Below are 13548 nucleotides of genomic sequence, written 5' to 3' on the forward strand. Positions count from 1 at the left end.
GATTCAAGATCCAGGCGGCGAGAGTGCTCACTCACCAGCGGCTACCAGGCACCGAGTCTGCCCGATCAGCAGCCACGGTAGCTCCCATTAGGCGGCGAGCTGCGCCTCCGCGGCGGCGATGATCTCCTGCAGGCGCAGGCCGTGCGCCGCGTCCAGCGGGTGGCCGCCGCCGCGCCGGACGGTCTGGGCGAACTCCTCGGCCACGACCTCGAAGGGGTCCTCGTCGCCGGGCAGCAGGACGGCGTTGCCGGTCCTGCCGTACACCTCGAAGGTCGAGGGCGGCAGGTCGCCGACGGCCGCCATGCACAGGGACGCCTCGCTGACCGCGCCGCCCTCGTGCTCCAGCAGCAGGCCGGTCCAGCCGAGCGGGTTGCCGTGCGCGCGCACGCCGACGACCCGGCCGAGCGCGGCGTCGAGCAGGTCGATCACGTGCGGGCCGACGTCCAGCAGGGCGCCGCGCTCCAGCCGCCACGGGGTGGCGAACGGGTTGCCGCCGAGCAACGCGCCGGAGATGTTGGCGGCGTGCCCGCCGAACGGCTGGATCTCGGCGCAGCGGGCCAGGAACGTGCGGGTCGGGGTGGCGTAGCGCATGGTGAGCATCATCTGCGAGGGCACGCCCGTCTCCGCCACGGCCTCGGCCACCCGCATGGCCCCCTCGACGGAGTCGGCGAGCGGCTTCTCCAGCAGCAGCGCCTTGCCCGCGTGGGCGGCGCGGACGGCCAGCTCGGCCTGCACGCCGGGCGGCACGCAGAACGTCACGGCCTCGCAGGCGTCGAACAGCTCCTCGACCCGCTCGTACACCGGGGCGCCGAGCCTGGCGGCCTGCTCGGGGCGGCGGGCCCAGACGCCGGCGAGCCGGGTGTGGGGGCCTTTGGCCAGCATCGGCGCGTGCGCCATCTCCGCCCAGGGCCCTGCCCCGATCAGCCCGACCGCGACCGGCTCCATCCGTCCCCCTTAGTCCGCTTTTCTCCAGACCTTAGATCCCCTGTCCGGGCTCCCGCCCACCGGCCCCTGTGGTCAGGCGCGGGAGCGGTGGATGGCGTGTTCCGGGCGGTGGACGAGGGTGCCGCCGTCGAGGGCGATGGTCTGGCCGGTGATGCAGCGGGACTCGGCCGAGGCCAGGAAGCCGACCAGGTCGGCGACGTCCTCGGGGGCGCAGGGCCAGGGCAGGAGGCGTTCGGCGGCCTTGTCGGCGAGCTGCCCGGGGGTGAGGGCGCGCTCGGCGGCGGCGGTCATGACCAGGGCGGGGGCGACGGCGTTGCAGCGGATGCCGCGGGCGCCGTACATGGTGGCGACGTAGCGGGTGAAGCCGACCAGGGCCGCCTTCGAGGTGCCGTACGCGGCGTGGTCCACGTCTCCGGTCAGGCCCGACACCGAGGAGGTCAGGACGATCGCGCCGCCGTCGCGCATCACCGGGACGACGTGCTTGACCAGCAGCATCGCGCCACGCAGGTTGACCTCCATCGTGCGGTCCCAGACGGCGGCGTCCATGGCGGTCAGGTCGCGGTCGCGGCCGTAGACGTCGCGGTCGAGGCAGGCGGCGTTGGAGTGCAGCACGTCCACCCGGCCGAAGGCGGCCACCAGCGCGGCCACCGACTCCGCCACCTGCTTCTCGTCCGACACGTCGCAGGTCAGCGCCATGGCGGCGCCGCCCCGGGCCCGTACGGCGGCGGCGGTGGCCCGGGCGGGGGCGGCGCGCAGGTCGAGCACGCCCACCCGGGCGCCCTCGGCGGCCAGCCGGGCCGCGCACGCCGCGCCGATGCCCGATCCCGCCCCCGTCACCAGCGCCACCCGCCCGCCGAACCGCCCGTTCGAGGGATCCGCGGTCACCACTCCACCTCCAGCGCGCTCAGCCCGCGCCCCACCAGCGACCTGCGGTAGGCGACGGGCGCGTCCGGGGCGAGCCGCAGGCCGGGCAGGCGGCGCCCGAGGACGTCGAGCGCGGTGCGCAGCTGCAGGCGGCCGAGCGCCGCCCCGACGCAGAAGTGGATGCCGTACCCGAAGACCAGGTGGTCGGCGGCGTTGGGACGGTCGATCACGAACCGTTCCGGGTCGGGGAAGACGGTCTCGTCGTGCCCCGCGGAGTCGGTGGACAGCAGGACGAGCGAGCCCGCCGGGATCGTCACGCCGTGCAGGACGACGTCCTGGACGGCGTGCCGGAAGGAGCCCAGGGAGGCGCCGTCGATCCGCATGCACTCCTCGACCGCCCCCGGGATCAGGTCCGGCGGCACCGGCCAGGCGTCCTCGCGCAGCAGCCGCAGGACGCTGTTGCCGAGCTGGTTGGGGACGGTGTCGTTGCCGCCGAGCAGGATCGTGGAGATCAGCTCGACGACCTCCCGACGGCTCAGCTCGTCGCCGATCAGCGAGGTCATCAGGGACGTGAAGTCGTCCCGCGGGTCCTTGGCGCGGGCGGCCACCAGGCGGTCGACGTAGTCGAGGTAGGCCAGGAAGCTGTCGGCCAGCTCAAGCTGGCGGGCCGGCGGCTGCGGCGACAGGAACAGCATGAACCAGTCCTTGACGTGCGCCCGCACGAACGCCTCGTCGGCCGCGGGCACGCCGATGAAGCGGGCGGTCAGCTTGACCGACGGCTCGTGCCCGATCTCGGCGACGAAGTCGGCCCGGCCCCTCGGCGCGACCCGGTCGAGGACGTCCTCGTTCAGCCGCCGGAAGCGCTCCTCCATGGCGGCGACGGCCCGCGGCGTGAAGGCCCGGGAGACCGAGCGGCGCAGGCGGGTGTGGTCGGGCGGGTCCACGTTGGCCACGAAGCTGGACAGGAACGAGCCGTGCTCGCCCAGCTTGGCGCGGGTCTGCGGGGTGAGGCTGCGGGAGATCGTGAGCGACCCCTCGGAGGAGAAGCGGGCCGGGTCGCCGTACGCGGCGCGCACGTCGGCGTGGCGGGTCAGCACGTACGCGCCCAGGTGCTCGCTGCGGAACACCGGCCGTCCGGCGCGCAGACGGCGCAGGAAGTCGTACGGCGCGGCGACGTGCCAGTCGGCGGCGACGTCGAAGTCCTGCGCCGAGGCGGGGGTCGTCGCAGAGGTCATCGCAGGATCCTCCTGGGGTTGTCGACGAGCATCTGGTGGAGCTGGTCGCCGGTGACGCCGCGGCTGCGCAGTTCGGGCACGACGTCGCGGGAGATGTGCAGGAGGTGGTAGTTCGGATGGCGACGCCGTACGACGTCGGGGTCGAACCGGTCATTGAAACAGTACGAATCATGACCTAGAACCATTTTTCCGGCGTGGCCGCGCTCGCACATCGCCACCACCACCGCCACCCGGTCCTCGAACGAGCTGATCGTCTCGATGCCGAACCGGTCCATGCCCAGGTAGGAGCCGCCGGCCACCAGCTCCTCCAGGTACGCCAGGTCCGTCGAGTCGCCCGCGTGCCCGATCACCACCCGTTCCAGGTCCACGCCGAGCGAGCCGAGCAGCCGCTGCTGCTCCAGCCCGCCCCTGGAGGCGCTGTGCGAGTGCGTGGTGATCGGCGCGCCGGTGGCCAGGTGGGCCTCGGCCACGGCCCGGAACACCCGCTCGCACCCCTTGGTCATGCCGAGGTGGTCGGAGGCGCATTTCAGCATGGCCGCCTTCACCCCGGTCCGCCCGATCCCCTCGGCGAGGTCGCGGACGAAGAACTCGGCCAGCCGGTCCGGGCCGCCGAACAGCGACCCCGGCCCCCGGTTGCCGAAGTACGGCGGCAGCGCGTCGTAGGTGTAGAGCCCGGTGGCGGCCACGATGTTCACCGACGTCAGCTCGGCCACCCGCTGGACCGCCGGGACGTACCGGCCGAGGCCGACGACGGTCAGGTCGACGATCGTGTCGATGCCCTCGGCCTTGAGCGCGTCGAGCTTGGCCGCCGCCTCCCGCGCCCGCCGCTCCAGGTCCCAGCCCTCGGGCACGTCCGGCCAGTTCCACAGGATCTCCGGGCTGAGCCCGAACACGTGCTCGTGCATCAGCGTCGCCCCGAGGTCGGCGACCGGCCCCCTCACGGTCTCAGGCACGGGAACCTCTCGTGCTCGAAGGGCCGGTTGACCTCCAGGCCGAGCCCGTCGGTCTGCCGGTACGGCAGCCCGGTGTAGAGGGCGTCGGCGTCGAAGTAGGTGACGGTGAACGACAGGCGGGCGGCGTCGCGCCGGTTGGCGGGCGCGCCGTGCACGGTGAGCGCGTGGTGCACGGTGGCATCCCCGGCCCGCAGGTCGAGCGGCGGCGACAGCTCCAGCTCGGCGAGCCAGGGATGCTGGCTGAGCTGGTCGTCCCCGGCGCGGGTGAAGCTGCGCCCGAGCAGGCCGCAGCGGTGGGAGCCGCTGTAGAAGCGCAGCGACCCCATGTCGGCGGGCACGTCGGCCAGCGCCAGCCACACGGTCAGCATGGCCGAGCGGTCCATGGGCATCCACGGGAAGTCCTGGTGGAACTCGGTGGCGCCGTGCTCGCCCGGCTCCTTGACCAGCAGGTTGGTGACCTGCACGCGCACGGCCCGCACCCCGCCCAGCAGCCGCACGGCGTTGCGGCCCATGGCCGGGCTGGTGCTCAGCGCGCCGAACAGCTCGTCCTCGGCGGCGACGTCGCGGGACTGCCCGAAGGCCCGGTCGACCGGCGTGTTTCCGGCCCGGCCGCGCGACCGCAGGCGCTCGCGGGCCCGTTCGCGCAGCTCGCCGACCGTGTCCGGGGCGACCAGCCGGTCCAGGCGGACCCAGCCGTGCTCGCCGAAGAACGCCGCCTCGTCGTCCGTCGCGTGGCGTACCGGGATCTCCATGGCCACCAGTGTGCCACTCCAAGCAAGCGCTTGGTAAGATCCGGGTCGAGGAGGATGTCGTGCGACGGTTCAGGTTCGGTGCGGTGCTGCGCGGGGCGCGGTCCGGCAAGGAGTGGGCCGAGCGGGCCAGGCGGCTGGAGGCGTCCGGCTTCGACGTGCTGCTGGTGCCCGACCATCTGGTCGGCCCGCGCTTCGCGCCCGTCGCGGCGCTGACGGCGGCGGCCTGCGCCACCACCCGGCTGCGCGTCGGCACGCTGGTGTTCGCCAACGACTTCCGGCACCCGGCCGTGCTGGCCAAGGAGGCCGCCACCCTGGACCTGCTCTCCGGCGGACGCCTGGAGCTCGGCCTCGGCACCGGCTGGATGGCCGACGAGTACGACCGGACCGGGCTGCGGCTCGACCCGCCCGGCGTGCGCCTCGACCGGCTGCGCGAGGCCCTGGAGGTGATCAAGGGCCTGTGGGACGGCGGCCCGCTGACGTACGAGGGCGCGCACTACCGCCTGGCCGGGCTGGCGCAGGAGCCCCGGCCGGTGCAGCGCCCGCGCCCGCCGATCCTGCTGGGCGGCGGCGGCCCCCGCATGCTGACCCTGGCCGCCGAGCACGCCGACATCGTCAACCTCGGCACCCGCGTCAAAGCGGACGGCACCGGCCCCGACCCGCGCGACGCCGGACCGGAGGCGTTCCTCGCCAAGCTGGCGCTGCTGCGGCGCAGCCCCCGCCACCACCTGCTGGAGATCGGCACCAGCGTGATGCAGGTGGGCGAGCGCAAGCCGGAGGAGTCGTGGAGCGCCGCCGACAGCTCGGGCCTCGGCGACACGCCGCAGGTGCTGCTCGGCACCCGCCGCGACATCGCGGACCAGCTGCGCCACTGGCGCGACGCGCACGGCGTCACCTACTTCGTGCTGCACCATGAGCGTGACCTGGCCGCCTTCACCCCTGTCGTCGAGGAGCTGGCGGCCCTGCCGGATGATGGACCTCATGGATGAGATGTTGTTGCTGAGGCACGGAGCCACCGAATGGAGCACGGCCGGCCGGCACACCGGCCGTACCGACCTGCCCTTGACGCCCGAGGGGGAGGATCAGGCCAGGGCACTGGCGCCGCTGGTCAAGGCGTCCGCGTTCGGGCTGGCGCTGGTCTCCCCGGCGCAGCGGGCCCGCCGTACGGCGGAGCTGGCCGGTTTGACGGACTACGAGGTCGACCCCGACCTGTGGGAGTGGGACTACGGCGGCTACGAGGGCATCACCACGCCGGACATCAGGAAGACCCGGCCCGGCTGGTACCTGTGGCGTGACGGCGTGATCCCCGGCGACGCCGAGCATCCCGGCGAGAGCGCCGCCGAGGTGGCCGCGCGCGCCGACCGGGTGATCGAGCGGGCCCGCGGGGCCGAGGGGCGGGTCGTCCTGGTGGCGCACGGCCATTTCCTGCGCGTGCTGGCCGCCCGCTGGCTCGGCCTCGACCCGGCGGACGGGCGGCTGCTGCGGCTCGACACCGGCACCTACTCCCGGCTCGGCTTCGAGCACGCCGAACCGGTGCTGCTGAGCTGGAACTCGCCGGTGGCCTGAGCCGGAACGCCGGGGTCGTGGCCCCTTGAGGAGACCCGTCAGTCGCAGCCGAGGGTGGCGGCGGCGCGGATCAGGTCGCGGGCGAGGTCCCGGTCGCCCTCCGACGCGTGCGGGAAGGCGTCCGGGGGCCACCGGCCGGCCACCAGCCGGCAGAAGTCCACCGCGCCGGCCGAGATCAGCCCGGCGTCCCGGCCCGGGGTGCGCGAGAGCGGGACCGTCCAGGTGCCGCCCCCTGGCCCGGTCAGCACGACGGTGACCGAGACGTCGCGGCGCGGCCCCCGCAGCGCCCGGGGCAGCAGCGCCAGGCCGAACTCGGCGACCAGGCGCACGTGCCCGGCGGGCGGCGGCGCGGGCGGGCGGCCGGTCGCGGCCCTGATGTCGTCGGCGTGCGTCCAGGTCTCGAACGTACGCTGGACCAGGGCCTGGCGCAGCGGCGCGCGGGCCGGGCGCACCCCCGCCAGCGCCACCTCCACCCCGAGCAGCACCTCCCCGGTCCTGGAGAGCCGTTCCAGCAGCGCCCCGGCCTGCTTCCGCCAGCGCCGGTGCTCCGAGGCCGCGCCCGCGCCGGGCAGGCCCATGAAGGAGGTCACGGTGGCGTCGTTGGCGGCCAGGTGACCCACCAGGGCGCGGACCGTGCCGTGCCGGGCGATCGGCGCGTCCCACTGGGCCGGGCTCAGCTCGGCGAGCAGGTCGTCCATGAGCGCCACCTGCTCGGCGTACGGCACGGTCACGGACGCCACGCCCCCGGCCTCACCCACGCCGTAGAGGTACGGGTCCGTCATGGCTGCCTCCGCAGCCGACGCTAACCCGGCCGCGGTTCCCGCGCCAGACGGCTGCCGGGGAACGGCGCGAGCAGGGTCTCGCGCCAGGGGCCTTCGAGGTAGCCGCGGGCCCGCCTGCCCCAGTCGAGCAGCCGGGAATCGGGCGGGACCTCGTCGTCGAGCCCGAGCGCGGCGTCGCGGGCCCGCTGGGTGGCCAGGTGGTCCTCCAGCGAGACGGCCCACATGGTGACGGCCTCGGTGTCGCAGAACAGCACCTCGTACAGGCCGGTCAGGGTGTGGCCGTGCTCGGCCAGCAGCGGGGCGCGCTCGGCGCGGACGGCCTCCAGGTAGTCCAGCGCGGCCCCGGGGCGGACGCGGGCGCTCTCGAAGAGGTAGAACTCGGCGGCGGGGGCCTCGGCGAGCGGCGGGCAGCCCGGCGCGGCGCCGAGCGGCCTGGAGAAGGCGGAGAAGCGCAGGTCGTCGATGTCGGACAGGAACAGGCGCTCGTCCACGCCCTGGTAGATGTCCATCATCTGGCGCCAGCCGCCGTCCCACCCGCCGTGGCAGTCCCACAGCGTGACGGCCTTGAACTGGGGGTGGCCGGTGATGCCCACGGCGTAGAAGGCGCCGACGAGGTCGATCTCACGCGACCTGATGGACATGCCGGTGGTCAGGGCGGGCTCGGCACGGCTCTCGTCCTCGCGTTTGTAGCGGGTCAGCCAGGTCAGGTACTCCAGCGGCCGCCTGGAGTTCATCGGCCGGAAGTCGACCTCTTCGAGCAGGTGGATCGCGCGCCGCACCACGCCTCCTCTACCAAGCATTTGCTTGGCACGAGGATAGCGATCAGGTCAGCGCCTGGGAAGGCCGCGGCCCCCTGCCGGTCAGCCACTCCAGCACCCGGCGGTGCCCGGAGGCGGCGTCCTCGAAGTGGCCCCAGTGCCAGTAGCGCGGCTGGTCGCGCAGGCCGGTCACCCAGGTGCGGTAGGAGATGGCGGCGCCCGCGGGCGCCACGCCGTACGTGCGGACCACGACCTTGCCGCCCGGCGCGAGCAGCACGTCGTCGGCGATCGGGTACAGGTTCATCCGGTCGAGCATGCGCCCATCCTGACCGGCGGAAAGTCCCCGCCGGTTACGCCACCGGCGCGCCCCCGTTAAGGGAGCGCGCCGGAGGTGAACAGGCTGTTACACGAGAAGGCCGTCGAACTCGCCGTCCTTCGCGCCGAGCACCAGGGCCCGGATCTCGTCGCGGGTATAGATGAGAGCAGGACCGTCGGGGAAGCGCGAGTTGCGGACCGCGATCCCTCCGTCGGGAAGCTCCGCGAGCTCCACGCAGTTGCCCTGCGAGTTGCTGTAGCGGCTCTTGCGCCAGGCGACCTGGGTGAGGTCGGCCGCGGGCATGCCGTTGTAGGTGTGGTTCATCTACATCTTTCTGAGAAGACCGCCGATGAGCTCGACGGTGCCCCCTGGCGTGGTGCTTTCCACGCACAGTTGCTCCATGGCGGTGAGGTACGGGTCGATGTCCTCACGTTTGTCCAGGTACAGGGCACCCCAGAGCTGCTCGACGTAGACAACGTCCGACAAATCGGACTCGGGAAACCGCAAGATGCTGAACGCGCCCCCCTCGGCGGCGTGCTTGCCGAACCTGAAGGGCATCACCTGGAGGGTGATGTTGGGCAGGGCGGCGACTTCCAGCAGATGCTGGAGCTGCTCGGACATGACCTCTCGCCCGCCGATGGTCCGCTTGAGCGCCGCCTCGTCGATGACGGCCCACAGCTTGGGGCCGTCCTTCTGGGTGAAGCGCTCCTGGCGCTGCATGCGCATGTGCACGCGGCGCTCGATCTTGTCCGGACTCGCGTCGGGATTGCCGAGCTGGAAGACCGATCGCGCGTACGAGGCCGTCTGCAGCAGGCCGGGCACGAACTGCACCTCGTAGGTGCGGATCACGCTCGCGGCCTCCTCCAGGCCCACGTACGTCGTGAACCACGAGGGCAGCTCGGCGGAGTACTTGTGCCACCACCCGGGGGTGTTGGCCTCGCGGACCATCTCCAGCAGGGCACGGCGTTCGGCATCGTCGACGACGCCGTACAGGGTGAGCAGGTCTTCCACGTCACGTGTCTTGAACCCGACACGCCCGAGCTCCATACGGCTGATCTTGGACTCGGACGCCCGGATGTGGAACCCGGCCTGGCCGCGGTCGAGCCCAGAGGCCTCGCGCAGGCGCCTGAGGCTCGCACCCAGCATGATGCGCCGAACGGTCGAGCCGGAGCCGGGCGGATCAATGGACACGTGCTGCTCCTTGTGTCGTTTCCTTGAAGACACAGTCTGTCACTTGGCGGCCGAAAGATCATGGGCCGCGGACAAGATCCCCTTTCCCCCATATTGACCACTTGAGGAGAACCGTAGCGGTTGCACGAGTTGTCTGCACGTGCATTCGCTCTTGCACCTGCACGAGAGATTGCCGCAGAATGATCACGTGCAATCCACCACGGCGTCCGGCCAGTGGACCACGTTCGACTGGTGGCCGCCCGTCGGCTGGTGGCCGGAGGCGGCTCGCGATCTCCTGGTGACCGGCCCGTCCGCGAGCGCCACGTACGTGCTCCCGCCCACCGCCTCCTCGGTCCACTCCGCGCGCAGCTTCACCACGGGGACCCTGTCCGGCTGGGGGCTCGGCGAGCTGGCCGAGAACATGGAACTGGTGGTCTCCGAGCTCGCCACCAACGCCCTGCGCCACGGTCTGCGCCTCGACGAGCCCCGCTGCCAGCGCCCGGTCCACATGTCCCTGGTGCGCCGCGGCTCGCTCGTCACCAGCGCGTTCACCGATCCCGGCACCTCGGTGCCCGTGCTGCGATACCCTGGCCCCCTTGACACCGGCGGCCTGGGTCTCCACATCGTCGAATCACTCAGCCTCCGCTGGGGGTGGTCGGCACTCGCGCCCCACGGCAAGATCGTCTGGGCAGTCCTCTCCTGAGAGAGGGGTGCTCTGCACTACCGTGGATGGTCATGGCTCACGGTGAGTCCCACGCGACCCCATGAGAGTGCTGACAGATGGAAGATCACCTGCTCGGCTGGCTGCGCACACTAGACGAAAACCGGCTTGCCCGCATCCTGGCCAACAGGCCCGACGCCATCGCGCCGCCCTGGCCCCGCAGGCTCGACACGCTGGCCCAGCGCCTGGGCAACGGCTTCGCCGTCATGGAGGCCATGCGGGGGCTGCCGCTGCCCGCCCTGCAACTGGCCGAGGCCGGCCTGACCATGAGCCGGCCGACGCCCGAGGGGCTGGCCGCCTTCCTCGGCGTCCCGGGCCAGACGGTGGCCCCCTGGCTCGACCATCTGTACGACCACGCGCTGGCCTGGCCCGACGCCGACGGCGTGATCCATCTGGCCGAGGGCGTGGCGCGCTGGTGGGCGGCGCCGCTCGGCCTGGGCGAGCCGCTGGAGCACTACCTCAACTCCTGGACGATCAGCAACGACGCCCTGCGCGCCCTGGCCCGCGTGCTCGGCCTGCCCGCCCACGGCAACAAGCGGCGCACGATCGCCCGCGTCATCGAGCTGCTGTCCGACCCCGGCCGCCTCGACCGGCTGACGGCCACCGCCCCCGACGGCACGCTCGCGCTGCTCGGCCGCCTCGCCTGGGACGGCCCCGCCCGCGACGTCGACGGCGGCCGGTTCGTCACCCCCGGCACGCCGGAGAAGTGGTGCGCCGACCACGGCCTGCTGTTCCGCCCGAGCTGGCACGTCGCCGAGATCCCCCGCGAGGTGGCGCTGTGCCTGCGCGGCCCCGCCTACCATCCGCCGTTCCAGCCCGAGGCGCCCGAGGTGGCCTCGATCCCGGTCGACCCCGAGGAGGTCGACCACCTGATGACGCTGGCCGCCCCGCACGTGGTCGAGCGCTGCGCGGCCCTGCTCGACAACACCTCCAAGACCCCGCTGCCGCTGCTCAAGACCGGCGGAGTGGGCGTGCGCGAGGTCCGCAGGGTGGCCAAGGAGACCGGCTGCGACGAGGACGAGACCCGCCTGCTGCTGGAGGTCTGCGCGGTGGCCAGGCTGCTGGCCTGGGACGAGCAGTCGGGCGGCATGATCCCCACCGAGCGGTTCGACCGCTGGCGGCTCGACGAGGGCTCGGCCCGGCTGCGGGTGCTGCTGTCGGCGTGGTGGCGGATGGAACGTTCGTCCCTGCGCAAGGTCGACGGCAAGTACGCCACCGTGCTCGGCGACGACCCCTCGGGCAGCGCGGTGGCCAGGGTGCGCAGGGCCGTGCTGGCGGCGCTGGCCCATCTGCCGGCCGGCACCGCCTTCGCCGACCGCGACAGCCTCGTGCGCAACGTCCACTGGCACGCCCCGCTGCTCGACCAGGCGCTGCTGGCCGAGTGCGCGCCGGCCGTGCTGGAGGAGGCCACGCTGCTCGGCCTGCTGGCCAACGGCGCGCTCACCGACCTCGGCCGCGCCCTGGCCGGGCTGACCGCCGACCCCGGCGACGAGAACGACGACGCCGTCCCGCAGGTCGAGCACGATCCGGTGCTGGCCGAGGCGTCCACCAGGGCGCTGGCCAGCGTGCGCAGGAGCGCGCTGTTCGGCCCCGACCTCACCGCGGTGGTGACCGGGCCGCCGTCGGCCGAGCTGGCGGCGCTGCTCGACCGGGTGGCCGAGCGCGAGTCGCGCGGCGCGGCCTCGGTGTGGCGTTTCACCACCGAGAGCGTGCGCGGCGCGCTCGACCACGGCTACGACGCCGACGAGCTGCTCGACGAGCTGGCCACGGTCGGCACGATCCCGCAGCCCCTGGAGTACCTGGTGCGCGACACCGCGCGCCGGCACGGCGAGGTGACGGTCTCCACGGTCGGCTGCGTCGTGCAGGCCGGCGACACCGCGCTGCTCGCCGAGATCGCCGGGCACCGGCGGCTGGCCCGGCTGGGCCTGCGGCTGCTGGCCCCCACGGTGCTGATCAGCGCGGCGCCGGCCGAGCGCACGCTGGCCGCCCTGCGCGAGAACGGCTACTCCCCCGTGCCCGTCTCCGACACCGGCGAGATCACCATCCACCGGGCCAGGGCCGAGGAGCCGCACAACGGCAAGCTGATCCTGCTGCCCGGCGGGCAGGTGGCCGAGCTGTCGGAGTTCACGCCCGGCTCGGAGCCGCACGCGCCGTACGTGATCGCCGAGCCCGCCCCCGACCCGCACGAGCACGCCCGCCGCCTGGTCGCGGCCGGCCGGGACGACTCCGGCAAGCACGGCCGCACCTGGGCGGTCATCGGCCGGATGGCGACCAGGCTGCCGACCGCCCAGCAGTCGCTGCTCGGCTTCGTCGTCGACCGGGGAGTCCGGGCGGGCATCACGCTGGCCGACGGCCTGACGGCCACGATCAGCCACGGCGAGCTGCGCGCCGGGGCGCTCGACGCCTGGTGCGAGGAGGCCGGCGACTACCTGGAGTTCCCGCTCGCCGAGATCGTCGAGGTGCGCGGGGCCTACTGAAGCTTCTTGGCCTTCTTCAGGTTCGACACCAGCTCCTCCAGGAACGTGGCGTAGCCCTGGTAGCTGAAGGGGGCCTCGGCCCGCCACGGGTAGAACTGGCCCGCCTTGACCGCCGGGAGCTTGGCGAAGGTGGGCTTCTTCAGCATCTCCTCGGGCTTGAGCGACTGGGTGCGGGTGTCGTAGAGGATCACGTCGGCGTCGTAGGTGTCGGCGTTCTCCCAGCTCAGGGTCTGGAAGAAGCCGCCTTCGTCCACCTTCGCGGGCTTGACGACGTCCAGGCCGTTCTCGGTGAGATGCACGATGTCGGGGTACTCGGGCGGGTTGACGACCCACATGGCGTCGGCGCCGCCGGACATCAAGAGGATCTTGAGGTCCTTGAAGGCGGCCAGTTCCTTGGTCGCGGCCTCCATGCGGGCCTTGGCCTCGGGCACGCCCTGGAGGTCGGCGCCGAGTGACCTGGCCAGCTCCTCGTACCTGCCGATCACCTGGGTGGCGCTGCGGCCGGTGAGCATGACGCCGGCGGTGGGGGCGACCTGCTCGATGGTCTCCTTCGACTTCGCCGGCACGTACCAGAGGTCGCCCTTGACGTACATGCTGCTGACCAGCAGGTCGGGCTGGAGGGAGATGTACTTCTCGACGTTGAACTCGTCCCACACGTTGCCCAGGCCCTCCACCTTGGCGATGTCGACGTTGCCGACCTGCGGGTCCCTGGATCCGTCGGCGAGCTTGTGCGGGCCGAAGACGGCGACCGGGCGCACGCCGAAGTCCCACAGCGCGGCGGCGGCGCCCACCTGGGCCACCACCCGGGACGGGCGCTTGGGCAGGTCCAGCTTCTTGCCGCGGTCGTCGGTGAACGTCCAGCCCTGCGCGGCGGGCGCGGCCGAGGCGGTCGCGTCGCCGTCGCCCGCCGCCTGGGTGCCGCCACCGCCGCAGGCCGACAGCGTCAGGGCCGCCGCGAGCCCTGCCGTGGCGGCCAGGAAGCCTCTGCGCGCGAATACCGGTCCCGACATGT

The 13548-nt window shown here is 73.0% G+C and carries 15 protein-coding genes; 4 read left to right on the forward strand and 11 right to left on the reverse strand.

Translation table 11 applies throughout. From position 1 onward, the window contains the following. Window positions 1–87 precede the first annotated feature (87 nt). The 5 genes from ACIBQ6_RS43635 to ACIBQ6_RS43655 all read right to left on the reverse strand — a co-directional run bounded on the left by ACIBQ6_RS43635 (window position 88) and on the right by ACIBQ6_RS43655 (window position 4749). Entirely contained in the window at window positions 88–945 is an 858-nt protein-coding gene (locus ACIBQ6_RS43635) for a Gfo/Idh/MocA family oxidoreductase (RefSeq protein ID WP_358302409.1), read from the reverse strand. 72 nt (window positions 946–1017) lie between these two features. Further along, window positions 1018–1830 (reverse strand): SDR family oxidoreductase, encoded by an 813-nt coding sequence (locus ACIBQ6_RS43640; protein ID WP_358302412.1) that lies wholly within the window; start codon window positions 1828–1830, stop codon window positions 1018–1020. Continuing rightward, complete coding sequence (locus tag ACIBQ6_RS43645) at window positions 1827–3044, reverse strand: cytochrome P450 (protein ID WP_397218742.1); 1218 nt, start codon at window positions 3042–3044, stop codon at window positions 1827–1829. Before ACIBQ6_RS43645 ends, ACIBQ6_RS43640 begins: the two co-directional genes overlap by 4 nt. Next, window positions 3041–3997, reverse strand: coding sequence for a phosphotriesterase (locus ACIBQ6_RS43650; protein WP_397218743.1), 957 nt, complete (start codon window positions 3995–3997; stop codon window positions 3041–3043). The genes ACIBQ6_RS43645 and ACIBQ6_RS43650 overlap by 4 nt, the downstream gene beginning before the upstream one ends. Further along, window positions 3982–4749, reverse strand: coding sequence for a phytanoyl-CoA dioxygenase family protein (locus tag ACIBQ6_RS43655; RefSeq protein WP_397218744.1), 768 nt, complete (start codon window positions 4747–4749; stop codon window positions 3982–3984). Before ACIBQ6_RS43655 ends, ACIBQ6_RS43650 begins: the two co-directional genes overlap by 16 nt. Window positions 4750–4808: 59 nt before the next feature. Between ACIBQ6_RS43655 and ACIBQ6_RS43660 the strand changes: the two genes are divergently transcribed. Together ACIBQ6_RS43660 and ACIBQ6_RS43665 are read left to right on the forward strand one after the other, a co-directional pair. Beyond that, a complete protein-coding gene (locus ACIBQ6_RS43660) occupies window positions 4809–5735 on the forward strand; it encodes a TIGR03621 family F420-dependent LLM class oxidoreductase (RefSeq protein WP_397218745.1) in 927 nt (308 codons plus the stop codon). Next, window positions 5728–6312 carry a histidine phosphatase family protein gene (locus ACIBQ6_RS43665; RefSeq protein WP_352323671.1) on the forward strand — a complete coding sequence of 195 codons (585 nt, stop codon included), beginning with the start codon at window positions 5728–5730 and terminating at the stop codon, window positions 6310–6312. Before ACIBQ6_RS43660 ends, ACIBQ6_RS43665 begins: the two co-directional genes overlap by 8 nt. Before the next feature lie 38 nt (window positions 6313–6350). On the opposite strand, the gene ACIBQ6_RS43670 is transcribed toward ACIBQ6_RS43665, so the two are convergent. The 5 genes from ACIBQ6_RS43670 to ACIBQ6_RS43690 all read right to left on the reverse strand — a co-directional run bounded on the left by ACIBQ6_RS43670 (window position 6351) and on the right by ACIBQ6_RS43690 (window position 9314). Then, window positions 6351–7094 carry a maleylpyruvate isomerase family mycothiol-dependent enzyme gene (locus ACIBQ6_RS43670; protein WP_397218746.1) on the reverse strand — a complete coding sequence of 248 codons (744 nt, stop codon included), beginning with the start codon at window positions 7092–7094 and terminating at the stop codon, window positions 6351–6353. Window positions 7095–7114: 20 nt separating this feature from the next. After that, on the reverse strand, window positions 7115–7873 hold the full coding sequence (locus tag ACIBQ6_RS43675) for a hypothetical protein (protein WP_358302429.1): 759 nt from the start codon (window positions 7871–7873) through the stop codon (window positions 7115–7117). A 43-nt stretch (window positions 7874–7916) separates the two neighbouring features. Next, the gene (locus tag ACIBQ6_RS43680; protein ID WP_358302432.1) at window positions 7917–8168 is read right to left on the reverse strand and encodes a hypothetical protein; all 252 of its coding nucleotides are present in this window, start codon (window positions 8166–8168) and stop codon (window positions 7917–7919) included. Window positions 8169–8255: 87 nt separating this feature from the next. Beyond that, complete coding sequence (locus ACIBQ6_RS43685; RefSeq protein WP_352323675.1) at window positions 8256–8492, reverse strand: DUF397 domain-containing protein; 237 nt, start codon at window positions 8490–8492, stop codon at window positions 8256–8258. After that, complete coding sequence (locus ACIBQ6_RS43690) at window positions 8493–9314, reverse strand: helix-turn-helix transcriptional regulator (protein WP_352323686.1); 822 nt, start codon at window positions 9312–9314, stop codon at window positions 8493–8495. It lies immediately after the preceding gene. Window positions 9315–9546: 232 nt separating this feature from the next. Here ACIBQ6_RS43690 and ACIBQ6_RS43695 point away from each other — a divergent pair, with 232 nt between their 5' ends. Further along, window positions 9547–10041 carry an ATP-binding protein gene (locus ACIBQ6_RS43695; RefSeq protein ID WP_358302435.1) on the forward strand — a complete coding sequence of 165 codons (495 nt, stop codon included), beginning with the start codon at window positions 9547–9549 and terminating at the stop codon, window positions 10039–10041. A gap of 77 nt (window positions 10042–10118) precedes the next feature. Further along, entirely contained in the window at window positions 10119–12536 is a 2418-nt protein-coding gene (locus ACIBQ6_RS43700; RefSeq protein ID WP_358302439.1) for a helicase-associated domain-containing protein, read from the forward strand. On the opposite strand, the gene ACIBQ6_RS43705 is transcribed toward ACIBQ6_RS43700, so the two are convergent. Continuing rightward, window positions 12530–13546 carry an ABC transporter substrate-binding protein gene (locus ACIBQ6_RS43705; RefSeq protein ID WP_397218747.1) on the reverse strand — a complete coding sequence of 339 codons (1017 nt, stop codon included), beginning with the start codon at window positions 13544–13546 and terminating at the stop codon, window positions 12530–12532. The genes ACIBQ6_RS43700 and ACIBQ6_RS43705 overlap by 7 nt on opposite strands. Window positions 13547–13548 lie beyond the last annotated feature (2 nt).

This window comes from Nonomuraea sp. NPDC049655 (assembly GCF_044465465.1).
Taxonomy (GTDB): domain Bacteria; phylum Actinomycetota; class Actinomycetes; order Streptosporangiales; family Streptosporangiaceae; genus Nonomuraea.

Excerpts from the sequence above, each read along its gene's own strand:
- ACIBQ6_RS43635 (WP_358302409.1), bottom strand. The coding sequence starts at position 945 with ATGGAGCCGGTCGCGGTCGGGCTGATCGGGGCAGGGCCCTGGGCGGAG.
- ACIBQ6_RS43645 (WP_397218742.1), bottom strand. The coding sequence starts at position 3,044 with ATGACCTCTGCGACGACCCCCGCCTCGGCGCAGGACTTCGACGTCGCC.
- ACIBQ6_RS43655 (WP_397218744.1), bottom strand. The coding sequence starts at position 4,749 with ATGGAGATCCCGGTACGCCACGCGACGGACGACGAGGCGGCGTTCTTC.
- ACIBQ6_RS43665 (WP_352323671.1), top strand. The coding sequence starts at position 5,728 with ATGGATGAGATGTTGTTGCTGAGGCACGGAGCCACCGAATGGAGCACG.
- ACIBQ6_RS43670 (WP_397218746.1), bottom strand. The coding sequence starts at position 7,094 with ATGACGGACCCGTACCTCTACGGCGTGGGTGAGGCCGGGGGCGTGGCG.
- ACIBQ6_RS43680 (WP_358302432.1), bottom strand. The coding sequence starts at position 8,168 with ATGCTCGACCGGATGAACCTGTACCCGATCGCCGACGACGTGCTGCTC.
- ACIBQ6_RS43685 (WP_352323675.1), bottom strand. The coding sequence starts at position 8,492 with ATGAACCACACCTACAACGGCATGCCCGCGGCCGACCTCACCCAGGTC.
- ACIBQ6_RS43690 (WP_352323686.1), bottom strand. The coding sequence starts at position 9,314 with ATGCTGGGTGCGAGCCTCAGGCGCCTGCGCGAGGCCTCTGGGCTCGAC.
- ACIBQ6_RS43700 (WP_358302439.1), top strand. The coding sequence starts at position 10,119 with ATGGAAGATCACCTGCTCGGCTGGCTGCGCACACTAGACGAAAACCGG.
- ACIBQ6_RS43705 (WP_397218747.1), bottom strand. The coding sequence starts at position 13,546 with ATGTCGGGACCGGTATTCGCGCGCAGAGGCTTCCTGGCCGCCACGGCA.